The organism is Lacinutrix sp. MedPE-SW, from assembly GCF_001874145.1.
In the GTDB taxonomy this organism is placed as follows: domain Bacteria; phylum Bacteroidota; class Bacteroidia; order Flavobacteriales; family Flavobacteriaceae; genus Lacinutrix.
The window spans coordinates 1-26,659 of sequence record NZ_MPCX01000009.1; the positions used below are offsets into that span (position 1 = coordinate 1).

Here is a 26,659-nt window from a genome sequence, read left to right on the forward strand (position 1 = left end):
GCACTACTTACAACAACGTATATAATCCATTGCTAGTGAGAGCCTACTTACGAAAATCCTCGCGGATTTTCTATTTGGTTTTTATTTGCTAAATTACGTGCTAAACCACGCAACGTATCATATACAAAACCGTTGCCAGTAATATGAGAAAAACTCTGCTAATATTAATATTTCTACTTTCATTTGAACTTTATTCACAAGAAATAATAAAGTTTTCAGATGCGGAATTTGAATTTTGTTTGACAAAAAAATGCGGAGAAACTGACTGTAAAATAACTAAAATTGAGGTTCTGAAAAATGGAATCTTAACGCAAACTATAAAACCGAACGAAAACTATTTCAGCAAAACATTTCCAAACGACCAACTTTTCGCAATTGAGGATATGAATTTTGACGGAAAAACGGATTTTAGGCTAATGGAATTTCTTCCTGCTGGACCGAATGTTCCTTTTCTATTTTGGATTTATAATCCGAAAAATGAACTCTTTGAAGAAAACAAAGATTACGGAGAAATAACTTCACCTGAATTTGATTACGAAAAAAAGCAGATAAATTCGACTTGGAGAAACGGTTGTTGCGAACACGGACGAGATGTTTATGAATTGATAAACGGAATTCCAAAATTGACCGAACGATTTGTTATTGGACACAATTCAGAGGACAAAGAATATTACGAACATTGGAAAGTTGTAAACGGAGAATTAAAACTAATCGAAAAGAAAGTGGAATAAAATACTACTGGCAACATTGTATAAAAATAATGCGTAGTTTAGTGCTTAATCAAGAGTTCGTGCGCTTTTGTTACATCTGATTTTCCTGCGGAAAATCCTCGCACACAAAACCGCACTATTCTTATACGTAACCGTTGGCAAACATATGAAACACTCATACTTATTATTAATAATATTAATTTCTTTTAGTTGTTCAAACTTAAAATATTTGAATGAATTTAAAGGACTAAATTCTAAACCGAAAATTGTAGAATCTAGATTATTTGAGGTTAAAAATAATGATATAGAAAAAGCAAGAAATAATTCATACAAAGACGTAATTGAATTTGATTATAAAGGACGAATAATCAATCAACAAAATTTCAAACCTGATGGGAGTATAAATAGTGGTTGTGGGCTAGAATATGTTTATCTTAAAAATGGAAATATTAAGCAAACTAAAAGTTATAAATCTGATGGTTCAATTAATAGCCAAACAGATTATTTCTACAACAGCAAAAATCAGCTTATTCGTCTTGAAACTAAATGGGGAGTTACAAAACATTTCTTTTATAAAAACGGTAATCTTGTAAAAGAAACAGGAACAAAAAAAGGAAAATTTTATTATAATACGGAATTAAAATATGATAATAAAAATAAAAAAATTGAATCAAAAAGTTTTACCGAAAACGGCAATTTTAAAAGTCTAATAAAATTCTATTATGATAAAAACGGGTATATTTCTGGTACAGACTGGTATTCAAAAAAGGATAGACCACATTCAATATATCGTTCAATAAATGACGACTTTGGTAATAGAATTGAACATATAAGATATTCTATAAAAGGTTCTGACACAACATTAGTATTTAAAGAAAAGACTGTTTATGAATATGATAAAAACAAAAACATTCTTAAATCTATTTCAACTTTAGATGACAAACCGAATCTGAAATGGATAACGGAAAATAAATATATCTATTGGAATTAAAATACGTTTGCCAACACCGTATATAATTTATTGCTAGTTCTAGCCTACTTACGAAAATCCTTGCGGATTTTCTATTCGGTTTTTATTTGCTAAATTAGGTGCTTAAACCACGCAACAAACCATATACAACAACGTTGTAAAACATTTAAACAGAACCACATCGATATAAAATGAACTTCAGAAAACTACTCAACTCAAAAGATTTTATAGGAGTTATAGCTGTAGTAATATTTACAATAATTGCCTATTTCTACTTTAATGATGTTGACAAAAAACTATTAAAAAATGGAAGATATAAAATTGGAACAATTATCGAAACTTATGCCATGAAAGGCGGTATGGCTTGTCGTTACAAATATTATGTTGACGGAAAAGAATATATTCAATCAAACTATTTGAATGGATCAAAATTAAAAACAGACAAATATTTCGTGATATACTTACCTACTGACCCAAATAAAAGTAAAATATTTTTAGATATTCCGGTGACAGATACTCTGGCTGACTTAAATGAAAGTTGGAGCAAAATACCAATTGAATTTGACCAAAAAGATTTTGACAAAGAATTTCAATAGAAAATAAATACGTTTTACAACACCGTGTATAATTCATTACTAGTACTCGCCTACTTACGAAAATCCTCGCGGATTTTCTATCTGTGATTTATTTGCTAAATTTAGTGCTTAAAAACGCAACGAAATCATACACAAACACGTTGTGTGTAATTTAAACCTTAATATGTTAAAACAAATATTGTCATCACTTCTGCTTTTTACAATCTTAATTTCATGTTCGGATAATATTAAAGATGATAAGTACAGAAATTCCAATTATCTTTTTTATAAGGAAGATGGGAAAAAAGGATATTGGCAAAAAATAAGTCCAAACTCAAACTTTAAATATAAAAAAGGAAATCTCACTTATTTTTATGATAATAGCAATGTGTTTAGTGAGATTGAAATTATTGATTCATTTCCTAATAGAACGGTAAAATATTATGACAAAAATGAAGAACTCATTAAAAATCATTGGGTTAAAAAAGACTCATTAATAAAAGAGCATTTAGAAAATGGATACTTCAAACATAATTATTCACCTAATGGACCTGTAATACAAGAAGGATTAGTTGAAGATAATTTAAGACAAGGTATTTGGAAGTTCTACAGAAGTGAAGATGGTTCTTTAATCAGAATAACTGAAATGAAAGACAACTTCGCTCATGGTAAAAGTGAAAATTATTGGAAAAATGGAAATAAGAGAAATATTGTATATTGGGACATGGGTGAAGAGTCTGGGCAAGGAATAATTTACCATGAAAATGGAAAAATTGACGAAAAGCATTTTATTAAGGATGGCAAAATTCATGGAAGAATTGAACAATTTTATCCTAATGGCTCTAAAAGATTCTGGGCGAATTCATGGTATGGAATAGTAAAAGACACTTCAATGTATTTTTATGAAAATGGTACTTTAGAAAAAATGACTCTTGTATCATTGGATACTATTTCAAAAATATCAAATGGTAAAGAGTTTACTTATTACTCAAACGGCAAACTCAAAACAGAGAGTGAAGTTAAAAATGATAAACTCAATGGGGTTTCTATTACATATTATGAAAACGAAAATATGAAAGAATGGATGCAATTAAAGAACAATGTGCTTGATGGAAAATATATTAAGTATTATGAAACAGGAGAAAAAAAACAAGAATTAAAAGCTAAAAATAAATACTTAACTGATAATATTTATTTTTTTGATAAAAAAGGAAGAGTTATTAAAACATTAGTAGCTGAAAGAGGAGTAATAGTTGATTCCATTATAAAATAAAACTACACACAACACCGTGTATAATTCATTGCTAGTTATAGCCTACTTACGAAAGTCCTCGCGGACTTTCTTTATGTGATTTATTTGCTAACTTTAGTACTGAAAGACGCAACGAAATCATACACAAAACCGTTATGTTGCATTTGAGAAAAACTTTATAAATGGATAAATCAGAAATTAAAATTCAACATATTATTGAAACAATTCCATCAATCCTACTAAAAAAATTTAATTCCTTAGGGATTACTAATCTTCAAGAAGTAGAGGAAATTGATGTACAGGAATTTTCTAAAAAAAAAGGAATTGGAAAATCTGTAATCTCAAAACTTGAGGAGTATCAAGACTATATTGAGAACAATATTATTGATTTAATTCAATTACAGGAATCGAAAACTAAACAATATTTAATCCCTTTAGATTACAATAATTTAAATCCTAATTCATTTATAGAACTGATAAATGAAACTGTAAGTGACTATTTAAACTTAAATAGTGATGCTTTATTAAAAGGTATTATTAATCACTATTATGGGTTAAACAACTCTGATAAGTATACACTAGATGAACTATCAGATTATTACCAAAAAACTAGCGAGCGGATAAGACAGCTTAAAATATTCGTTCTTAATAAATTAGATTCATTTCTTACTGTTGGAGTTGATGAACAAATGAGATGTAATTGTGTAGAAGACATTAGCTCAAACTACCAAAATCTAAAACGAGAAATTTTAAGTCAAAAAATATTAAGTAAAGAAACACTAGTAGACTTTTTAGTGGAGAACTACAATTATAACAACAAAAATGCAGAAGTTATCAATTTGATAATTGATTTGTTTTCAATAAATACTTGTGGTAAAGTTGAAACGTATTTTACTACTGCAGACATATTAGTTGTTGACAAATCTGAAAAGAAAAAATTTCTAAAAACTGCCGATTTAGTACTTAGAACTCTTAAAAAAGCAATTACTCCATTAAATGAGATGCAGGTTATAATAAATTGCAAAAAAAAGAGTAAAACCCTCACAAACAATCATATTCTAAAAGCAATCGAAGTTCTTCCAGAAATTGAAATGATACAGAACGAAGAAACCAATTTATATCAAGTAAAGTTTGAGTTTTTATCGAGTGCTAGTGATAGAGCATTCCGTGTATTAATTGAAAATGGCGACACTATGTATATCGACAACATAGTATCTGAAATAAACCGGAGACTAGTACATTCTAACACTTCTAAGATATACGATAGACATAGTTTAGCAATTGCGCCTGATAAAAGATTTACCGCGTTAGGAAAAACAGGTTATTGGGGTTTAAAAATATGGGGGAAAAATTCAGATAAAATTGAAATTTTAATTAAAAAAGCACTTTACAAGCTTGATAAACCTAGCAGTTATGAAGAAATTTTTGCAGAAGTAATTAAAGAGCGCCCAAAAGTTAAAGAAAAAGCTGTGAGAGCATTAATTGGAAGAGATTGTTTAAAAGTTGAGTCTGGTAAATGGATATTACCTGAATGGAAACAAAAATATTCGAGTCTAGCCTTTTTGAAGAGAAAAAAACGTGAAGTTACTCACGAACCCGAACATAGATTAGAGCAAAGATTAAAGGTTATAGAATTCTTAAATCAAAAAGAGTCTAAGCAATCCTTTGCTTCCGAGATAATAAAATCTTTAGAATCATTGGACAAAAAATACACTAAAGTTTCATTCTACAAATTATTTGAACAACCCGAATATTTCATAAAGTCTAAAAATGGAAACAAAATTGTAATAAAGTTAAAACAAGAAGATGTTTCCAATATAGCAATTGATGAATTTAATTGGCAATCAATTAAGGAGAAACTTTATCGAGATTTAAGAGATTATTTTTCCGATCCAACTCTTTCACCTACATATACATTTGATTTGAGACAAAGCATTGAGTTATTCAATGAATTTATAGATTTCAATACAAATATTTCTGAATTTGATGGTTTAAACCAAAGAGTTTTAGGTAATCTAAACAAGTATTACTTAACAGCTTCAGATAGTGTAGACAAGTTAAATTATCTAAAACAATTTTTAACTTGTTTAGACCCTTTATTCAAAAAAATCTTGTTTTTAGTAAATGAAGTTGATTACAATTATATTACAACAAATAACAAAGGATTGGGCAACGTTATAGAAAAGCTGGATAAGCTTGACCCTACTAAAGAAAGATATAAAGACTCTAGAAGTGCTCGTAAATATAAATTCGGAAAGCATATTCAAACATCGTATTATTATAGAAACAATGATACACATTCAGCAAATGACTGGACTGAATTAGAGATTGTAAATACAATAACTAGTTGTTTTGTTTTTTACATTTTTGCCTGTTCAGAATATTATAATGAAATTAAAAATAAAATAAACGCAACATAACAATGGCTATAAGTAATTGCTTGTTCTCGCCTACTTCTGAAAATCCTCGTGGATTTTCAGTTTGGTGTGTACTTGCAAAGCTCAGTGCTAAACCACGCAACTACTCATAGCCGAGACCGTTGGCTACAATTTGAAAATTAGCATAATTATAAAAAACATTGGAATATTTTAAACCTAAATATTTTGAAACATACAATCAAAAAACCATCTATGAATATTTGGGAATAAAGCATTTCAAAAAATATTTGATTACTGATGGAGATTTAGTTAGAAAATGGAGAAACGTAAAGCAGATTAATTTAAATCGAAACAGTAGAATATTAGAATTACAGAAAGCAGAAAAGGAAACAAGAAAATATGAAATAATACACTTGATTTTCATTTTGGTTAGTGTACTGATTGTTGTTTTTAAGTATGACCAGTTATCGGTCGTACAATGGATATTGATAATTGCAATTAATTTATATGCAAATGTTTACCCAATATTTCTGCAACGATATAACAGAATTAGAATATTGAGAATTTTAGAAAAAAAATAAAAGTGTTAGTGGAACTAAAGCGGAATTGAATATTAAAACCTAAAATCAAAACAAAATTCTAAACCGAACTAAAAATAAATCGGAACGGAACTGAAAAAAATGAATAAAAAAACTGTAGCCAACAATGTATAACCGCAATTACGGCGGATTCGACTACGTCCGAATCCACTCGGAATTGCTAACGTCAGTGCTAAACCGAAAATTAACGCATATTAACCCGTAACTGACGGTTATACGAGACCGTTGTAATGCATTTGACTAAACCAATAAACAGTTTCACTAAACAAAAAGAATACTTCACTCATTTATACTTCTGAATCATTAAAAAGTGAAATAAATTAGTCGAAAATCAACCACAATGAATAAGCCAATCCTCATAACCTTATTATTACTTTTTTTCTTTTCAATTTCTTTTGGTCAACAAAAGGATACTATTTATGGAAAAGTAAAATCAGTAAGAGAGCAATTAAATTTCCTTGACAAAGACCGTCAGAATATGAAATTATTTAGCACAGAAGGAGATTATGGTCATTATGGGTTTTCAAGCGCTCGTTTCACAAAAAGCAGGTTTCATAATTGGTGGTACAACACACCTTTTGTTCATTATTCCAACTACTATAAGGAATTCAATAAAAAAGGAAAACCAAAATCTGAAATATGGTTTTACAAAGATGGAGATACAGTCACGACCTATAAATACAAATACGACAAGAAAGATAATCTAATTCAAGAAAAAGATATTTTTGAGATTAACGATTATACTTGTAGAAATTACACTTATGATTATAAAAACAAAATAAGGTCTACAATTTACTACGCTTCAGATGACCCAAATTTATACTCGTATACAGCATATGTCAGAGATTCATTATCAAATTTAATTGAAATCAAAAGATTTGATGAAGATGGAGAACTTGCTTCTTGGAAATACAAATACGACTCAAAAAATAGAAAAATATCTAAATCAATTCACAAACCATATGTTTATATCAAAAAAGGCAGGTCAACAACTTCCAGAAGAGATAGTATAGGACTCGATAAAATTTGTGAAAAATACTTTTATGATAATAATAACAATCTTTTAGAAACTCATTACTACAATTATGTTTCATCGGATAATCTACCTTCAAAACTATCAGTAAAAGTAAAAAACATTTATAGAAATGGACTTTTAGAAAAAGTTGTAAACATAAGAGATACAATTAATAGTTACAGAGAATATAAATACAACGAGCAGAACAGAAAGATTAAAGAGACTGTTATTTCTACGAAATATCCAGATAACAATCGTTCCTCTGAATATTTTTATGACAAAAAAGGAAACATTATAAAACTAATTTGTATCGAAAAGAACAAACCTGTAACTGTTGAATTTGAATACGAATTTGACAGCCAAAAAAACTGGACCAAACAAATAAAATCTGTGAATGGAGAAAAACTATTCGTTTGGACTAGAGAAATTGAATATTTTGAATAAAAAACGCATTACAACAACGTGTATAATTAATTGCTTTGGTCGTTGCCTATTTGGAAAATTCCTTCGGAATTTTCTCGCGTTCGTTTTTGTTTACTAAATTAGTTGCTTAAACACGCAACTAACCATACACAAACACGTTAGCTACAATTTGAACTCGAAATACAATGAGAAAATCATATTACATTATAATTCTATTTTTTCTATTTATTTCTTGTCAAAATAATTCAAATAAAAAAAGACAAAATGTTATATATGATAATCTTGAAATAAAAGAAAAAGAATATTGGGATTACACTATGGAAAATGGTTTTATAAAAATATCGGAACTAAACGTTAAAGAATTACTGTCTGAATTGAAAGTTAAAAAAACGAAAAAAAATGAATTAAACATTCTGACAACGATTGGACAAACTGAAACCGATTGGCTAACTGAAAATGACCTTGAATATCTGATTTCTATAATTGAATCTGATGAACAAGCAAAATGTATAAATAGAATGATATCATCATTTATTCCTGATTCCAAAAAAATGACTATCGGAAATCAAGCCATTTCTATATTAGAGGCTTACCGAAAAAATGAACCTTTTCCGAATGAAATTTATATTTGTGAGATTTATGACCAAAAGAAAATAGATGAATTATTGGAATGGTGGAAACAAAAAAAAACTGTAGCTAACAAAGAACAGAGTTAAAAAAACTAAGCAGAATTTTAATCGGAATAAGAAATAAAAAACATCTTTAAGTTTAAGGCGTTTATTTTCAAGTAAATAATAAGAAAAAAAGCTAAACGAGATTTCTAATAAAAAAAACTAACTCACAACATTACCTGTATTTTATTTCTAGTTTCGATTTTGTTTACTAATATTTCTGTGGAATATTCTCTTCCGTTTTAATGGATAAATTAGATATTTGAAACGCAATAAACAATATGCCAATGTTGTTGATAATTAAGTATTTCTTGGATCCTTTATAACACCCATTTTCCTGCTTCTAATTACACTCATGCTACAAAAACCAAACCTATTCGTTATTTTTCCAAAACAGGCATAAACTCCTAGACCATTTATTGGAAATTTATCTACTACATTACTAAAATGCACTGCATCAAAATAATTACCTTCTTTATCTATAAATGTGCTTAAACGCATTAGTTCGCCTTTTGATGTGTTGTTATAACGAGTAGTTACTAAACTACCATATATTAAAACATTTTTGCCTACATAGTTTTTCATTTGAAGAGCAAGAATTCCATCATCTGTATTTTCATTTACTAAATTAAAGTAATCACATAATGGAAATCCTAATAACTCCATTTCATCATATGCGTTTTCAATCCAACTTACATTTAACTTAGGTAAATTAAATTTTTTGTGTTCTGATATAAAAAGTTTTGATTGTGAGTTATAATCGCGCTTTGCATTTAATTTAAATATTGAATGCCATAACAATTCTACTTTAGATTTACCAGTAAACCTAAATGCGTCAATTCTAATTAAAATAGTTAGTTGCTCGATACTAATTGTTAATCTGTCAATAAAGTTATCTAAAGATGTAAAATCGCCATTTAATTGTCTTTCTGATAGTATACGCTTAATAGTGAATAGCTCTAAATTTTTTAAATATCCAAATCCTAAATAAATGGTCTTTCCTATTAATTTATTTGGATGATCACTTCTATTAATACATGGAGCACAAATTTTAGCACCTTGTTTTCTTGCTTCATGGAAATAATGTTCTGCACTATAAAATCCGCCACCATTATTTAAAACGGCAGTCATAAACTCTAATGGGTAATAACATTTTAAATAAAGGCTTTGATAACTTTCTACAGCATAAGAAGCAGAATGTCCTTTTGCAAAAGCATAACCAGCAAAACTTTTAATTTGATTCCAAACATCAGTTATTAGTTTTTCATCAAAACCTTTATTTCTACAATTTTTATAAAATTTCTCTTCTACAGCCTCAAATTCTTTTTTAGACCTATACTTGCCACTCATTCCTCTTCTTAAAACATCTGCTTCTCCTAGTGTTAAACCGGCAAATTGATTTGCTACTTTCAATACATCTTCTTGATATACCATTACACCATAAGTTTCTGGCATAATTTTATACAATATTGGGTGTGCTTCTTTTCTTTTTTCTGGATATCTATGTCGTTTTATAAACTCTTCTTTCATTCCTGAGCCTGAAACTCCTGGTCTAATTATAGAACTTGCTGCGACTAATTCAATATAATTTTGAGTTTGTAATTGTTGCATTAATCCACGCATAGCTGGTGACTCTACATAATAAGCACCTATTGCGCCTCCCGATTTTAGTAAATTATTAATTTTTGGATCTTTTTTAAAAGCTTCAATATTTGTTATATCAATTGGAGGAGAATCTGGTCTGTTCTCTGAAATAATTTCTAAAGCATCTTTTATTTTAGCTAATCCTCTTTGACCTAATATATCAAACTTGAAAATTCCAACTTCTTCTGCAATATTCATATCAAATTGTACAGTTGGAAAGCCTTTAGGTGGTAAATCTGTAGCTGAATAATTGTGAATTGGCTTATCTAAAATTAATATTCCTGCCGAATGAACGCTTATATAATTTGGAAAACCTTCTATAAGTTTAGCGTATTTTAATACTAATTTTGAAAATTCATCTAATTTATAATAGTTGAAATTGTTTTTGCAAAGCTTATCTATTTCTTCTTTTGGCAAGCCAAACACTTTACCAATCTCTCTTACTGCTGCTCGATATTTAAATGTATTATATGTTGCTAACAATGCTGTATGTTTAAATCTTTTGAAAATATAAGCTGTAACATCGTCACGGTCTTTCCAAGAAAAATCAATATCGAAATCAGGTGGTGAAGCTCTAAACGGATTTATAAATCTTTCAAAATATAAATCTAATTCAATGGGATCTACATCTGTAATTCCAATTATATAGGCAACAATACTATTTGCACCACTTCCTCTACCAATATGAAAATACCCTTTACTTTTTGCATACGATATAATATCATAATTTATTAGAAAAAAAGAAACAAACCGCATTGACTTAATAGTCTCTAATTCTTTATATAATCTCTCTTTTACCTTTTTACTTGGTGCCACATATCGTGTTGATATTTTTTCTTTACATAAACGTTCTAATAATTTATAATCGTTTTCAAAAGAATCGGTATAAACCTTTAAATTCTGAGATTTACGCTCATTTCCAAAACCAAAATTAATGCTACACTGGTTTAATATGTTTTTTGTGTTTTGTAAAATAAAAGGAAATTCAACAAAAGCTTTTTCTAGTTCAACACTCGACAACATTTTATGTTGCATACTACATTCTTCAGTTTTTTCAAGTTTACTTAACAAAATATTGTTGTCAATTGCTCTTAAAAGCCTATGAGCATTAAAATCACCTTTATCTCTTATGGTAACTTGTTGAAGAAACACAAGATGTTGACTATGTTTTTTTAGTTGTGAAAACCTGAGTTTTTTTAAATCGTTTATGGAAACACCTATAAATTCATAAGGCTCAAAACATTTTTTGTTGAGTTGTAATACTTTTTCAAAAGGGTAAATAATAAAAACATTCTCAAGATTAGGTGCTAAATCAGGTATCAACATTTTATGTTGAGAATTTTGAGACATAAAATCATTGAGTTCTTTAAATCCAACATTGTTTTTTGCTATGCCAACAAATTTTTGTTCTGCTCCGTTTCTAAAATCGATACCTACAACAGGTTTAATGTTTCTTAAATTAGCTTGATGAATAAAATTTAAACATGCTGATGTATTGTTAATATCAGAAAGTACAATAGAGTCGTAATTATTTTCTTTAGCTAAATCTAACAGGTCTAACTCAGAAAACGTTCCATATCTTAATGAGTAATATGTGTGACAGTTTAAATACATTATTGATTTCTATGCGCTAATAAAATTGGAGGTTCACCATTAAAAGGATTATTAAATCTACCAATGGTTTTTGCACCCATTCCAGAAGCTCTCATTACACTTAATTCTCCATATTTATTTCTAATATTGTCCATAGCGTTGTATAGACTTAGCATTTCTTCTGTATCATCAAATAAGTTTATTTGGTAATGTCCTGTTACTATATCGCTTATCTTAACTCCAATTAACCTAATCAATAGTCTACGTTGATATAATTTCTCAAAAAGTTCAATTACTTTAGGTATTATAACATGGTCTGCACTAGAGTATGGTATCTTAACTTGTTTTGTGTATGTATTAAAATCTGAATATCTAATTTTCACACTTATAGTTCCTGCTAATTTATCTCCTTTTCTTAATTGAAAAGCTAGATTTTCAGCCATAGCAAATAGGGTAGTGCGAAGCTTTACAACATCTATAGTATCTTTCCCAAAAGTTCGCTCGGTTGATAATGATTTGCGCTCATAAAAAGGAACCAATGGCGGATTGTCAATTCCGTTTGCTCGCTTCCATATTGTTCTACCATTTTTACCTAATGCACTCGTCATCATTTCTAATGGCATTTGTTGTACAACCTTAATTTTATCTACACCTAATCCTCTTAAAGTTTGATATGTTTTTTCTCCAACAGAAGGTATTTTTCTAATAGATAACGGAGCTAAAAAATCTTTTTCGTAACCAGAATCTATTTGTAATTGATTATTTGGTTTAGCTTCACCTGTAGCTACTTTTGAAACAATTTTATTAGCCGAAAGTCCAAACGAAATGGGTAATCCTGTATTTTTTATAATTTGTTGTCTTAGCTCTGAAGCATATTTATAACAACCATAAAATTTATCCATACCAGATAAATCGACATAAAACTCATCTACACTAGCTTTTTCAAAAACTGGAGATTTTTCTTTAATTATTTCTGTCACTAAATGTGAATACTTGGTATAAATTGATGCATTACCTTTAATTACAATAGCTTCAGGACATAAGCGTCTAGCAACTTTCATAGACATTCCAGAATGCACTCCAAAAGTTCTAGTTTCATAACTACAAGCAGCAACAACGCCTCTGTCTCCTGTGCCACCAACCAATAGTGGTCTGTTTTTTAAACGACTATCAATTAAACGTTCACATGAGACAAAAAATGTATCTAAATCTAGGTGTAAAATATTTTTTTGCATGCTACAAAACTAGCTACATATTTTAGTAATTATTGCTTACATTTGTAGTATTATGAATTATATATCTAAAAACATAAAACACTTAAGAAATCTCAAAAAGCTATCTCAAGAAGGTTTAGCTGAAGAGTTAAATGTTACTAGGTCTAGAATTGGATCATACGAAGAGAATCGTTCATCGCCTACAATTGAATTTTTAATCGCGTTTTCTGATTATTTTAAAATACCTATTGATATTTTATTACGTAATGACCTTACAAAAGCTAAAGACTTTTCATTTATAGAATTAAACAATCAACGTGTTTTATTTCCAATAACAGTTGATGATGCTAATGAAAATTTAATTGAAGTTGTTCCTGTTAAGGCTTCTGCTGGATATTTAGCAGGATATGATGACCCTGAATATATTGAACAGCTTCAAAAAATAAAATTACCTTTTTTACCTACTGGAAAACATCGTGCATTTCCAATTAAAGGAGATTCTATGTTACCAATGAAAGATGGCTCGTTTGTAATTGGTCGTTTTATTGAAGATAGGAGTGAGATTACCACAGGAAAAACATACATTTTAGTTACTGCTAATGATGGTATGGTATATAAAAGAGTATTTAATAATATAGATTTAAACAACTCTTTGTTACTAATGTCTGATAATAAGAAGTATCATGATTATAGTGTTCCTATAGAAGAGGTTTTAGAGATTTGGGAATTTACTTGCAGTATTAATACTCATGAATACACACAAGAAGAATTAAAAATTAGTAGTATTCTTGAAATGTTTAATGAGTTGGGTGTTGAGTTGAAAGCTTTAGAAAGTTTAAAATTAGACTAATATTTATTGTTCTACAGGTGTTAATTTATATTTGAGTGTAAAATTCTTTTTATTCAATTCTGCTTACTCTTTTACAATAGCATTTTAATTTGTAATACCTATCTATAAATATGTAATACAAGTTAAAATTTTATGTAAATTTGAATAGAAAATAATTATAAATCAGAGTACACAATTTAGTACACGATTTTATTAAAATATAGCAAAATAGGAGGGTGAATAATGTTTTTTTTTAAACTCATAACCCGAAGGTCACTGGTTCGAGTCCAGTTCCCGCTACTAGAGAAGACAAGTCAGCATTTTTGCTGACTTTCTTCGTTTTAGTACCCTTCGCATCCTTTGCTATACTTGCTTTTAACTGAAATAAACGATTTACTTTCTTGGTTAGATATTGTCTTTTTTCGGAGTTCACGACCAAACCCTCTGGAAATACCAGTTCTTGTACCTTTCTTTTTACTTCATACGCTCCAGACTCCCAGTAAACATTGATGTTTTGAGATAATTCTACAGAATCATCAATCATTTTTTCGAGGTTAGATATTTTTTTAGCGTCAATGTTAAGTTCACCATTTATCTCCTCTAATTCTTGTTCTAAAATATCTTTTTTACGTTTGTAAACTTCAGAATCTATTAGCTCATCTATTAAGGCATCAGTAAGTTTATCAATCTTATTTTGAATGCTTTTCTGACGTTTTAAAAGAGCTTCTTGAAGTTCATACTCTTCATTGCTATTCTCTTTGATAACACGCTTTAATTGTTCTTTAAAAGGTGCTACTAGTTTATCTTCTAATTTATAAGTTAGTAACAAGTCTGAAAACATATTATGTGCTCCAGTTTTAATAGATTTTTGTGAACTATTTGCATTCAGGGTTACTCCTTTACAAGATTGACATTTATAATAGTGTAATCCCTTTTTCTTGACGCTGTAGCTGGTAAGCTTTCCTTTACATTTACTACAGTATATGAATCCTGTCAAAGGTCGGTCTACGTTGGTTTTTTCAACTTTGTAACCACTGGTTCTAGTGCTTCCAGCTAGAATAGCTTGCACCTTTTTAAAGTCAGCAACAGAAACAATAGGTTTCCAGTTTCCTTTTATTGGTTTATCTAAAAACTTATTTGTAGATATACCACAATAGGTTGCTTTCGTCCACATTGCACTCATCTTTTGCTTGGACATCTTCAAACCTCTCTTTTCAAGAAAAGCACGTATGACATAATCACGTTCTCCATTGGCTTTCATTTTCCAAGCCTTCATTAAAAGCTTGCCATCTTCATTTATCTCCACTCTTTGCTCTGTGGCTCTATTGTTGAAGTCTTGCACTTTGGTTCCATATAAACTATAACCCACAGGAGCTTTACCTAAATAATAGCCTTCTTCCAAAAACTTTTTAAGACCAGGTATGGTATGTTCTAGGCGTTCCATATTTTCCTTTCTTGCCTTCAGCAATTTTTTCCATATTTGATATTCACCTTCTTCGGTAACCGTTGAGATACCAGACTTAGTTTCTACTAAATGCACACCGTATTTATTAACTAATTCTTGAGCTAAGGCGATTCCTTTTCCTCCGCTTCTTGAAAAGCGGTTCATCTTATAGATTAGGATGGCAAATGGCTTGACTCTAGCCTTTTTAACCCTGTCTAGAAGCTTGGAGAATTCTTTTCTGGTAAAATCTCCTTTTGCACTTTCAAAAGTGTTACCAAACTCCTCTGTAATTACAAATTCCTTCTTTTCAGCATACTTTTCAGCATACTCTTTCTGGTAGCTTAAACTCTTATTTGATTTTTGGTCTTTACTAGATACTCTCGTGTATGACCATACATTTTTATTTGTTTTTTTATCGATGGGATTGGTTCCCATAAATTGATTGAAATATTCTAATCCCATTTTTTATTATTATAAAATTCTACATTTATCATAGCTAATTTATAAAGCCCATCTATGATTTCTATGGCCTCTTCGTCACTTAATTTTTTTAAACCGTCATATTTTCTCAGTTCTTCAATAGTGAGTTTGTTTGCGTTACTGTCATTGTAAGCACAATTCTCATTAAACATTATTTAAAAGGTTAATAAAGCCTCACTGTCTAAACAGTAAGGTTATTCTTTTAAAGTCTCCTGCGGTGCTAAATTCTTATGCGATGCAAACTCGACTTTGGAAATCTATTTGAAATCTGACAAAAGAAATCCTTTCCACATATCCAGTAGGAATGGGTAGTTCTAGATAATAATAGATTAATTTATAAACTAGAGATGAAATAGGTTTTCAACCCTATTAGCATCTGAGCAACCGATGAGGTATCGGTTGAGATAATGACCAGAAAAAAGCTTTTCTGTTGAATCTAAAGCAATTATATATAAAAAAAGCTTTGGTGTCAATCGAAAACTAAATTTTCTTAAGAAAAAGTTGAGATGAAGTTTTTTAATTTATTTTAAATAAAGTTGAAGACTTAAAATATTATTTAATAATCTTCTAAATGAATTAATGATGGTTGAGGTTGCCTAAGCAACCAACCTCATTAAATTCAAAATGTAATAAAATAGTAATTCCAACTATTTATTAAATAGCTTATGTATTAAGGTGGCTTTTTCAGGACACTAGTGTACTGTTTATCAGGATGTCAAGGCTATAGATTTTTCCATTTCAAAAAAAAATATTTGAAAAAATACTTGACGACAAAGCTTTTTTTTACTCTTATTGCAGTAACTGGATGAGTGTCCAGTTTTTACAAATAACCAAAAGAAAATTATGAAAAATTAAAATGACGAAAAATTTAAAAAATGGAATTATAATTAAAAGAAATTTAGAAGGTGGTAGGTTTATTCAGACCTCTACATCAATAATAAAAGATAAAAGATTAACCGATTCTGCTTTACGGTTACTTCAATTGCTAGGCGATGCAATTGATGGTACAAAAATAAGTTTAGCTTATTACAGGAAGCTTTTGGGATGGTCAAAAGACAAATTGAGCAACGCTACTAAAAACTTGAGAGAGAATGGATATTTGCAGATGACCAAAAAGCCAAGAGGTGAGAAAAATGGCTTTTCGTATTTCTATACAATTTCAGAGTACGGAAACTTACAAGTTGAAAAAGATGCGAACGGAAATCTTAAAAAACTACCCTATACCTCTCACTCAAAAAAGAATCAAGCCAAATCTGAAACTACTAAAGCTAGTATAGGTGGTTCTATTCAGTTACTCACTCCAAAACAATACGAAGAAAGAGCGATTGAAATACTTGAAGATGTGCCTGAGCTGTTGTTGGAGGAAAAACTTAATGAAGTTTTAAAAATTAAATCTGTCGACACCGACATTAAGCGTTTTGAGAAGGATATAGAGAAATTTGTGAGAGATTATAAAAAAGAATGTTACAAGTTCTATCTAACCAAAACGAAAGGCTTAACTGGTGAAATTTCTAGAGTCCAAAATACCTACAAGGACTGGTTGAAAGAAGAAATATTTGACAACAATAACTTTAAACCAAAATATCAAACCAAATGGAGTCATATCAAACTTCAAAAGAAACCACGTAGGACTGATTATGAAACTTCATTACTGCGAGATTGAGTATACTCTCAATTGCAGGTAACCTAACTATTTAAGCAAATTTATTTTTCAAAATATTTTTCTCTCTGACTGTAATTGGTCAAAATATGGATTTTACTACCTGTAGCTAATATAAAGTCATTATTGCACGTCCTCTGTGCCCGTACGTAAAATTCTATATAAATTTTATTTGGAACACTGAAGGCGTGCAATAGTGCTTTTAAGAGCCACTATGGTAAGAGCGGTGATGTAGACTTATCAGACTCCATATTTTAATTCTAATCTCAAAGGTGAGGTCATACATTCAGTTTTGTGTAATTCATTTAGTAGATTATTTCTATCTAGGTAATGATACTCTTCAATCAATGAGTAGTTTGAATAATCAGCATCATTACCATAGGTTACGCCTTTATAATTTATTAATTGCTGTTTTAGCAAAGGCATAAAGTCGATTGTTTCTATTGTTACTTCGTACATAGTTTTAGTTTTAATTTTTGTTATTTCTTTTTGGAGCAAATTGCTCGATTATACTATTGTGGATTCTCCACTTTTTATTGTTTTTAGATAAAATGCTTGGTCTACCCTTGTACTTATCTACTAGTTCTACTAAGCGATACCTGATGGTTCTTTCGCTTATGTCATACAATTCCATAATATCAGCGGTACTGTAGTATGTTTTAATTTTTCTCATAATTATTTACTGTTTATAATAAATATGCACGTGAAACAGAAAAGTCACTTTTTCTTGAAATAAAAATTAAAAAAGTCCGAAAGTCTTTTATCTTTACTGAAGTAAAACTTTAATTTTTTTTAAACTGATGCTGAAAGATATTATTAAATCCAAAGGACTCAAGCAGTCATACCTCGCTCAACGTATGGGTGTTAGTGTGGTTACGATGTCTAATTGGGTAAAAGAAAAATCTAGCCCAAATAAGAAAAATTTAGAAAAACTAAGTGAACTACTTGAAGTTCCTATAAAAGACCTTGTGCATTAGATGGTGATAGAAAGTAAATATGATTTTTCTTTTACTGGTTTCTCTTTACGATTGAAGGAAATGGTAAAAGTTGCTAATGCAAAAACTCAAAATAGTGAGTTTAATGCAGTGCAAGAAATAGGTAATGGTAAGACCTCAACGACCAAAAAGTTTTTGAACGAAATAAACAAACGAATTGAAAGTCTTACTGAGGCGCAAATGGCTTTTTTTATTGATAGTGACCTTCACACGCAACGTCAAATAGCTTTTTTGTCGGTCTGCAAGGTACACGGATATATCAGGGATTTTGTGGTTGAAGTTTTGCGAGAGAAAGTGTTAGTCTTCGATTATCAAATTTCTGAAGGAGAATACCTTTCATTTCATCGTAGAAAACTAGATGAGCATATAAAAATGAATGACTTCTCAGAATTAACTCATAACAAAATACGACAAGTACTTTTTAAAATTCTGGAAGAAGCTGGTATAATTGATAACACCAAAAACAAAGAGATACAACCTCAACTTGTTGACAGCAAATTAATGAGAATTATAGCAAATGATGATAAGGAATGGCTTAAACTGTTTTTTGTTAGTGATATGGATATTGAAAATTTTAACTGATGGAAAACCTAACAAATAAGTTCAAACACCTATATGATGTTATATCGTCAGACAGATTCCTTAGCAAAGAAGCTTTAGGTGGTGAAATCCCTTTTTTTATCGCAGCATATGAGGCTGAACAGCAACTTCAAGTTGAAGATGCGACCAAACGTCTCATAAAAAAATTAGAAACCTCTGGTGTTCCAGTACTAGAGATTAACCTTTACGATGTTGCTTGTGAGATACTTGAACAAGAAATTGGACTGGATGAGTTCTTCAGTATTGAGAAAGAAATGGATAAAGAAGAATTTTTAGATGCCATTCAATCAGTTCTTGAAATTCATCAAGTATTAATGCCAAAAATTGATAGCTTAATCAAAGCATCTTCAGCTAAGGTATATTTCCTAACAGGAATAGGCTTAGTATTCCCTTTTATACGTTCACACACCATTCTAAATAATTTACAAAGCATAGCAAAAGATTCACCAACGGTAGCATTCTTCCCTGGTGATTATAATGGTCATTCTTTAAATTTATTCGGTTTACTGAAGGACGACAACTATTATAGAGCATTTAACATTGATAACATAGAAGCAAAACAATGATAATAAAAGACTTTTTTGAAAAAGACATTAATAGAAATATAGAAACTGTTATCAAAGCAGATGACCGTGACCAAATTTCTAATGAAGTTGAAGAATATGTAATTACCAATGAGATTGGTAAAAAAATACGAGACCTCTTTCAATCATATAACAATTACAGCGGTGTTAATGGTGTTTGGATATCAGGATTCTTCGGAAGTGGTAAATCGCACTTACTTAAAATACTATCATACGTTTTTGAAAACAAAGAGTTTAATGGGGAAGAAAGCGGAAAAGTGTTTGCTAGTAAAATAACGAATGATGAAATGCTCAAAGGTGATGTTCTAGCAGCTACTAAAATTCCATCAGAATCTGTTTTGTTCAATATTGACCAGCAAGCACAAATCACAAGTAAAGAAGACCCAAATGCCATTCTATCTGTTTTTTACAAAGTCTTCTATGACCACTTAGGTTTTTACGGTTCTAAAACGCCAGTAGCTGAGTTTGAAATGTGGTTGAATAGCGAAAGCAAGTGGGAATCTTTTCAAGAGACATACCTAGAAAAAAGCGGTAATAAATGGACTGATGATAGAAGAAAATATTTTGCCCCAAAGGTAAAACAAAAGCTAGGTGAAGTTTTAGGTGAGTTGTTTGATGATGATGCTTCTAAATATCAAAATATCATTGACACAATGCGTAAAGACAGCACCTCATCTATCGAGGACTTCTGTGAACGTGTACAAGAATATATTTCCACGAAACCTAAAGGCTTCAGGTTGAACTTTTTTGTAGATGAGGTTGGACAATATATTAGTGACAACACTAAGTTGATGTTAAACCTTCAAACGGTCGCAGAAACATTAGCAACAAGAACCAAAGGGAATTCTTGGATTCTAGTTACCTCTCAAGAAGATATGGAAAAGGTAGTTGGAGATATGAATAAAAGCCAGCAAAATGACTTTTCTCGTATTCAAGCTAGGTTTGCCATCAAAGTACCATTAACCTCTGCAAATGTTGATGAGGTAATAGAAAAAAGATTGTTAAGTAAAAATGAAGATGCTCAGAAACAACTGGTTGCTTCATATAAAGAGACTAGTGCACAACTAGATACATTGTTATCTTTCTCTGAGGCTGGTGTTCAATTTAAAGGTTTTAACGATGCATCTGATTTCGGAAATAAGTTTCCATTTGTACCGTATCAGTTTGACTTGTTTCAGCAATGTAGAAGAGCATTGTCTACGCACAATGCCTTTCAAGGAAAACACGCTTCTGTAGGAGAACGTTCTATGCTAGGTGTGTTTCAGCAGGTAACTCAAACCATTGAAGATAAGGATGTACAAGCTTTGGTGAGTTTTGACTTAATGTACGAAGGTATTAGAAATGAACTTCGTGGTGAGATTCAAAGTTCTGTGATTATGGCAGAACGTAATTTGGATAATCCCTTTGCGATTAAAGTACTTAAAGCACTATTTCTTGTAAAGTACTTCGGAAACTTTAAAACAACCAAGAGAAACGTTTCGGTGCTTCTTATTGATGATATTCAAGTAGACTTGAATGAACATAACCAGAAGATTGAAGAGGCTTTAAATATTTTGGAGAACCAGAGTTATGTACAACGTAATGGAGATGTGTATGAATTTTTAACCGATGATGAAAAGGATGTTGAAGAAGAAATTAAAAACACGGACATTGATGACCAAGCGGTCACCCAATTACTTAAAGAATTGTTCTTTGATGAAATCATTCGTGATAACAAGATTAAGTTTTTAGATAACAAGCAAGACTATGATTTTACCAGCAAAATAGACGGTAGTCTATTAGGTAGAGAAAAGGAGCTATTTATAGAAATTATCACAGAGAATTTTGTGGATTATGATAATGATACCTTCCACCAATCACAAACAATGGGTGCCACAGGAATGAAGTTGAAGCTGGCTTCAAACGCCTTGTTTATGAAAGATTTAAAAATGTATTTACGTACCAACAAGTACGTAAAGCAGAATCAATCCACTACAAACCGTGTTGAGGTAAAACGTATTCTTCAAGAAAAAGCACAGCAAAATGCAGAACGCAGACGCAACCTCATCATAATGGCAAATGGCACGCTTGCAGACGCTGTAGTGTTTATGAATGGTAGTAAGCACGAGTCTGGTCATAGTAAAGATGGTAAGACCAAGGTTGTAAATGCGTTTCAAGATTTAATCAAGCAAGTATACCCTAACTTAAAAATGCTTGGTAGTACTTTAATCACGGAAGATGCCATCCGTAATACGGTACGTAGTAAGCAAGATGATTTATTTGGTACGGATGATAAGACCATTTCTGAAGCCGAGTCTGAAATTTTAAACTTCATCAAAAGAAGAAAGAAACAATCAGACAGAACGTCTTTAAATGATATTAAAACCCACTTTACTAAAAAACCATACGGTTGGTATCCTAACGCTATTTGGACAGTTACCGCAAAATTGTACAAACGTGGTAAGGTTGAGGTAAAGCAAAATGCCAGCTTGCTAGAAGATGAGGATATTCTTACCGCATTAATTAACAGTTCTAATCACGGTTCTACTTTACTAGAACCACAAACCGAAGTAGACCCTAAACAACTAAAACACTTAAAAGAACTCTATGCAGATGCTTTTGATGAGACTTCTGGTCTTAAAGAAGCAAAAGATGTAGCAGTAGCCTTTAAAGAAAAAATCAAAGACCTCGCTGGTGAAGTAAAGCAGTTGTATTACAGAAAAAGTGACTTCCCATTCTTGTCAGTTTTAGAAGGATTTAGTGAGCGATTGCAACGATTATCTGATAAAGATTACAAATACTTCTTAACCAGTATCTCAGATTTTGAAGATGATTTACTAGACAATAAAGAAGACCTATTAGACCCTATCAAAAGTTTTATAAATGGTGAACAGGCAAACATCTACTTAGATATTAAAAAGCTGGTCAACAGTAATACAGCAAACATAGATTACATTGATGGTGATGAGTTTGAAACCTTAACTACACTAATCAATAGTAAAACCCCTTACAAAGGAAACGCCATACAGATAGCTAAAGCAGCAAAGGATAGCTTAACCAAGAAGGTGATTGAAGGAATTGATAATGAGAAAAAACAGTTTGATGAGAAACTCAACTTTATTTTCTCAGATTTAGAGAAAACGGAACCTTTCCAGAAATTAGACACTTCGCAACAAGATGAAATTGAGAAGATTATTATTTCGCTTAAAGCGAAAGTAAAGGCCGAACGATTTATTGGTAATATTCGTAATGAAACACGAAAAGTTGAAGATAATTTCTATAACGACCAGCTGAACCACATTGCAAAATTATTAGCACCAAAAGATGATTCTGGTAAAGCAGCAGAACCAGAGGCGAAATACATACGAAAGAAATCCATTCACGTAGAATTCCCAAAACGTGAATTAACCTCTGAAGAAGATGTGCTAGCATACACAGAAGCCTTAAAAAAAGCCTTTTTAGAGCGTATTAACCAAAACTTAAAGATTACCCTGTAAATGAACACAAACGCACTTAAAAAGTTTGCTCAAGAAGCTCGTATAAAAATCGTTTCACAAGTCGCTGCAAAGCTAGATTATGTGATAACTACAGACTCTGCGGTATTACGTGAAAAAGTAGCACAGGTAAAAAAGCTAAAAGCTGAAATACAAAAAACCTCAAAAGAACAGGTGGTAGACAAGGTGGCTTATACGTGGTTTAACAGGTTAATGGCATTGCGTTTTATGGATGCTAACGACTACCAACCTATAAAAATAGGCGTAGTCACACCTAAGGATGGTTATACCTTACCCGAACTATTAGACGAAGCCAAACAAGGCAACATTCCAGACGAGTTACCTGTAGATACTAAGCATATTTTTGAATTACTAGATGGTACCATACGCAGTAGCGATGTACAAAACGAAGCCTATAAAGAACTGCTTATAGGTGCCTGTAACCACCTCAACACAATTTTTCCTTTTCTGTTTGAAAAAATTAACGATTATGCAGAGTTGCTCTTACCAGACGATTTAACTTCTGAGTTTTCCATAGTTCAAGACATAAGAGACGGAATGTCTACTGATGATTGTGCTGAGGTAGAAATTATTGGGTGGATTTACCAGTTTTATATTTCTGAACGGAAAGATGAGGTCTTTGCTGCTAAGGGCAAAGTAAAAAAAGAAGACATTCCAGCAGCTACGCAATTGTTTACACCTCGTTGGATTGTAGAATATATGGTGCAAAATACAGTAGGGAAACTATGGTTACAAAATAGACCCAACTCTAGTTTGAAAGACCATATGCCATACTACATTGAGTCACCAGCAAATGAGAATGATGACTTTCTAAAGATTGACTCTGTAGAAGAAATAACCTTGTTAGACCAAGCCTGTGGTAGCGGTCATATTTTAGTGTATGGTTTTGAGTTATTGACCAAAATCTATGAAGAAGAAGGGTATAGCCCTAGCGAGATACCGCAGCTTATCATTGAAAAAAACCTGTATGGCTTTGAGATAGATGAGCGTGCTGCACAGTTAGCAGGGCTTGCCTTAATGATGAAAGCACGTGAATACCATAAACGTGTGTTTAGAAAAGAACTTACACCGCACATACTTTGCTACCAAGATTTAAAGTTAACGACAGACGAGATAAAAGAAGTATTTAAAAATATAGATACCAAACTATCTAACGAACTGCTACAAGATTTAGGAAACATACAACAAGCAACCAATCTTGGTTCACTCATCATACCACATTCAAGTACTTCATTTTTAGAAGAAACACTAAGCACGTTAATAGAGAAAGCGCAAACAAGCTCAGACCTCTTTTTAAAAGAAAAGCTACAACAACTTGTAATCGCTTTACGACAGTTGGTTTCGCTTTCGCGAAAGTTTTATTGTGTTGTTGCTAATCCACCATATATGGGTGGAGGAAAAATGAACAAAAAAATGGCTGATTGGGTTAAAACTAATTATCCAATTTCAAAGACTGACTTGTTTTGTTGTTTTATTGAACGCTCAATAAACTTTATTCATAATAAAGGATTTAATGGTTTAGTAACTATGGAAAGTTGGATGTTTTTATCTAGTTATGAAAAGTTTAGAAAGATGCTTCTCCAAAAGACACTCATCCATAGTCTATCACATTTTGGTTGGCACGTTATGCGTATAGCATTCGGCACAGTAGCATTTATATTAGAGTTGAATGATTCAAAAAGACGGGAAGGAGTTTATTCCTTTATGGATTACAAAAATCTTAGTAAAGAAGAAAAACCATTGCAATTTCCACCTCAAAATAATCGATATAATTTTATTTCTCAACGTGAATTTTTAAAGATTCCAGGTAACCCCATAGCATATTGGTTAAGTAATTGCGCTTTTCAAGCATTTACTGAAAACCCTATAATTGAAGAGTTGGCTAATCCAAGGCAGGGATTAGCAAGTTCAGACGTAACAAGATTTATTAGGTTTTGGAGTGAAATATCTACTTTAAAGTTTGAGGCAAACTTGAGTTCACGTGATGAATCGGTTATTAAAGGAATAAAATGGGTGCCACACAACAAAGGTGGAGGTATTCAAAAATGGTATGGAAATAACTACTATGTAATTAATTGGGATAATGATGGTGAGGAGATTATTGCAAAAGCAAAAATGTTGTACGGGAGCCCGACAAGAACAATTAAAAACATAAAATATTACTTTAAACCATCAATCACCTGGGGAATGATTGGAGCTGGGATGTTCAGTTGTAGGTTAAGTAGAGGTGGTTTTATATTTGACGTAGCTGGGCCTTCTGCATTTTGTGAAGGACGATATTTTGAGATAATTGCTGGTTACTTGAACTCAAATGTTGCTTACTACTTTCTAAATGCTATTAACCCAACTCTCAATTATAACTCAGGTGATTTGGGTCGTTTACCGTTTAAAATGCCTGAAAATAAGAATAAAGAATCTATCAAATCTTTAGTTCTAGATTGTGAAGGAATATCAAGAAAATATTTTGATACAAAATCATCTTTATCTTGGGATTACACTCGAAATGAACTAATAGAACAAAAAGCTGATACTCTAGAAGAATCCTACGACTCATACCAACACTACTGGAAAAATAAATTCTTTCAATTACATAAAAACGAGGAAGAGCTTAACAAGCAGTTTATAGACATCTATGGGTTGCAAGATGAGCTCACACCAGATGTTCCGCTAGAAGATATTACCATCCTCAAAGAAGAAACAGATATCGTCAATGGTGAGTTGGTTTTTGATGCTAAAGAAGTATTGATACAGTTTATTAGCTACGCTGTGGGTTGTATGTTTGGTCGTTACAGCTTAGATAAAGAAGGTTTAATCTTAGCCAATCAAGGAGAAACCTTAGAAGACTACATTGAAAAGGTAGCCAAGTCAGAAGACAAGGTGTCCTTCCTTCCAGATGATGATAACATCATCCCAATACTAGATGACGAGTGGTTTGAAGATGATATTGTAGGTCGTTTTTATGAGTTTTTAAAAGTTACTTTTGGCGAAAGCCAATTTGAAAAAAATCTTGCATTTGTTGAAGATTGTATTGGTAAAGATATCCGTAAGTTCTTTGTAAAGGACTTTTATAACGACCACATCAAACGTTATAAAAAACGCCCTATCTACTGGATGTTCTCTTCACCTAAAGGAGCCTTTAACGTGCTTATTTATATGCACCGTTACACACCAGATACGCTTAACCAAATATTAAACGGCTACTTAGTAGAATACAGAGAAAAGCTCAACACACGTATGGAGCATCTAGACCATTTGATTGAGTCAGGTTCCTCTAGCGAGCAAACCAAAGCAGCCAAAGAAAAAGACAACCTAAAAGCGGTTTTAATAGAACTACAAGAATATGAAAGAGAGGTGTTATATCCACTCGCTACAGAGCGTATTGTAATAGACCTAGATGATGGTGTTTTAGTAAACTATAACAAGTTTGGTAACGCCATTAAACTAGTAAAAGGCTTAAACGATAAAAAAGCAAAGGATAAGGTGATGAAGTTTGATTGGATTGATACAACAACTATAAAATAAAAAATAT

Annotated in this window: 21 protein-coding genes; 15 read left to right on the top strand and 6 right to left on the bottom strand. The window is 31.1% G+C overall.

Annotated elements, in window-relative coordinates:
- Positions 1-143: 143 nt before the first annotated feature.
- The 8 genes from BM549_RS09415 (at position 144) to BM549_RS09445 (ending at position 8,638) form a co-directional block, all read left to right on the top strand.
- On the top strand, positions 144-731 hold the full coding sequence (locus BM549_RS09415; protein ID WP_290470030.1) for a nitrite reductase: 588 nt from the start codon (positions 144-146) through the stop codon (positions 729-731).
- A 145-nt stretch (positions 732-876) separates the two neighbouring features.
- Positions 877-1,701, top strand: coding sequence for a hypothetical protein (locus BM549_RS09420; RefSeq protein ID WP_290470031.1), 825 nt, complete (start codon positions 877-879; stop codon positions 1,699-1,701).
- 170 nt (positions 1,702-1,871) lie between these two features.
- Positions 1,872-2,276: a hypothetical protein gene (locus BM549_RS09425; RefSeq protein ID WP_290470032.1), complete on the top strand. Its 405-nt coding sequence runs from the start codon at positions 1,872-1,874 to the stop codon at positions 2,274-2,276.
- Positions 2,277-2,439: 163 nt separating this feature from the next.
- A complete protein-coding gene (locus BM549_RS09430; protein ID WP_290470033.1) occupies positions 2,440-3,528 on the top strand; it encodes a hypothetical protein in 1,089 nt (362 codons plus the stop codon).
- 161 nt (positions 3,529-3,689) lie between these two features.
- Positions 3,690-5,927: a hypothetical protein gene (locus BM549_RS09435; RefSeq protein WP_290470034.1), complete on the top strand. Its 2,238-nt coding sequence runs from the start codon at positions 3,690-3,692 to the stop codon at positions 5,925-5,927.
- A gap of 158 nt (positions 5,928-6,085) precedes the next feature.
- The gene (locus BM549_RS14005) at positions 6,086-6,466 is read left to right on the top strand and encodes a hypothetical protein (protein ID WP_365336435.1); all 381 of its coding nucleotides are present in this window, start codon (positions 6,086-6,088) and stop codon (positions 6,464-6,466) included.
- 358 nt (positions 6,467-6,824) lie between these two features.
- Entirely contained in the window at positions 6,825-7,943 is a 1,119-nt protein-coding gene (locus BM549_RS09440) for a hypothetical protein (RefSeq protein WP_290470035.1), read from the top strand.
- Between the two features lie 164 nt (positions 7,944-8,107).
- Positions 8,108-8,638 carry a hypothetical protein gene (locus BM549_RS09445; RefSeq protein ID WP_290470036.1) on the top strand — a complete coding sequence of 177 codons (531 nt, stop codon included), beginning with the start codon at positions 8,108-8,110 and terminating at the stop codon, positions 8,636-8,638.
- Between the two features lie 255 nt (positions 8,639-8,893).
- Here the strand turns inward: BM549_RS09445 and BM549_RS09450 are convergent, their stop codons facing one another.
- Both BM549_RS09450 and dinB read right to left on the bottom strand, forming a co-directional pair.
- A complete protein-coding gene (locus tag BM549_RS09450; protein WP_290470037.1) occupies positions 8,894-11,851 on the bottom strand; it encodes a DNA polymerase III subunit alpha in 2,958 nt (985 codons plus the stop codon).
- Positions 11,851-13,065, bottom strand: coding sequence for a DNA polymerase IV (gene dinB, locus BM549_RS09455; protein ID WP_013870205.1), 1,215 nt, complete (start codon positions 13,063-13,065; stop codon positions 11,851-11,853). The genes BM549_RS09450 and dinB overlap by 1 nt, the downstream gene beginning before the upstream one ends.
- 52 nt (positions 13,066-13,117) lie before the next feature.
- Here dinB and BM549_RS09460 point away from each other — a divergent pair, with 52 nt between their 5' ends.
- Positions 13,118-13,894 carry a LexA family transcriptional regulator gene (locus BM549_RS09460; RefSeq protein ID WP_290470038.1) on the top strand — a complete coding sequence of 259 codons (777 nt, stop codon included), beginning with the start codon at positions 13,118-13,120 and terminating at the stop codon, positions 13,892-13,894.
- 238 nt (positions 13,895-14,132) lie between these two features.
- Here the strand turns inward: BM549_RS09460 and BM549_RS09465 are convergent, their stop codons facing one another.
- Both BM549_RS09465 and BM549_RS09470 read right to left on the bottom strand, forming a co-directional pair.
- Positions 14,133-15,779, bottom strand: coding sequence for a recombinase family protein (locus tag BM549_RS09465; protein ID WP_290470039.1), 1,647 nt, complete (start codon positions 15,777-15,779; stop codon positions 14,133-14,135).
- Positions 15,770-15,949 (bottom strand): hypothetical protein, encoded by a 180-nt coding sequence (locus BM549_RS09470; RefSeq protein WP_290470040.1) that lies wholly within the window; start codon positions 15,947-15,949, stop codon positions 15,770-15,772. The genes BM549_RS09465 and BM549_RS09470 overlap by 10 nt, the downstream gene beginning before the upstream one ends.
- A 704-nt stretch (positions 15,950-16,653) precedes the next feature.
- On the opposite strand from BM549_RS09470, the gene BM549_RS09475 reads away from it, so the two are divergent.
- Positions 16,654-17,460, top strand: coding sequence for a hypothetical protein (locus BM549_RS09475; RefSeq protein ID WP_290470041.1), 807 nt, complete (start codon positions 16,654-16,656; stop codon positions 17,458-17,460).
- A gap of 237 nt (positions 17,461-17,697) precedes the next feature.
- Here the strand turns inward: BM549_RS09475 and BM549_RS09480 are convergent, their stop codons facing one another.
- Together BM549_RS09480 and BM549_RS14010 are read right to left on the bottom strand one after the other, a co-directional pair.
- Positions 17,698-17,916, bottom strand: a complete 219-nt coding sequence (locus BM549_RS09480) for a hypothetical protein (protein ID WP_290470042.1) — start codon at positions 17,914-17,916, stop codon at positions 17,698-17,700.
- Between the two features lie 10 nt (positions 17,917-17,926).
- Positions 17,927-18,130 carry a DeoR family transcriptional regulator gene (locus BM549_RS14010; RefSeq protein ID WP_365336442.1) on the bottom strand — a complete coding sequence of 68 codons (204 nt, stop codon included), beginning with the start codon at positions 18,128-18,130 and terminating at the stop codon, positions 17,927-17,929.
- Between the two features lie 127 nt (positions 18,131-18,257).
- On the opposite strand from BM549_RS14010, the gene BM549_RS14015 reads away from it, so the two are divergent.
- The 5 genes from BM549_RS14015 to pglX are packed head-to-tail and all read left to right on the top strand — an operon-like array spanning position 18,258 to position 26,652.
- Complete coding sequence (locus BM549_RS14015; RefSeq protein ID WP_365336444.1) at positions 18,258-18,434, top strand: helix-turn-helix transcriptional regulator; 177 nt, start codon at positions 18,258-18,260, stop codon at positions 18,432-18,434.
- Complete coding sequence (locus tag BM549_RS09485; RefSeq protein WP_290470043.1) at positions 18,435-19,034, top strand: DUF1819 family protein; 600 nt, start codon at positions 18,435-18,437, stop codon at positions 19,032-19,034.
- Positions 19,034-19,618, top strand: coding sequence for a DUF1788 domain-containing protein (locus BM549_RS09490; RefSeq protein ID WP_290470044.1), 585 nt, complete (start codon positions 19,034-19,036; stop codon positions 19,616-19,618). The genes BM549_RS09485 and BM549_RS09490 overlap by 1 nt, the downstream gene beginning before the upstream one ends.
- A complete protein-coding gene (gene brxC / locus BM549_RS09495) occupies positions 19,615-23,112 on the top strand; it encodes a BREX system P-loop protein BrxC (protein ID WP_290470045.1) in 3,498 nt (1,165 codons plus the stop codon). The genes BM549_RS09490 and brxC overlap by 4 nt, the downstream gene beginning before the upstream one ends.
- On the top strand, positions 23,113-26,652 hold the full coding sequence (gene pglX, locus BM549_RS09500; RefSeq protein WP_290470046.1) for a BREX-1 system adenine-specific DNA-methyltransferase PglX: 3,540 nt from the start codon (positions 23,113-23,115) through the stop codon (positions 26,650-26,652).
- Positions 26,653-26,659 lie beyond the last annotated feature (7 nt).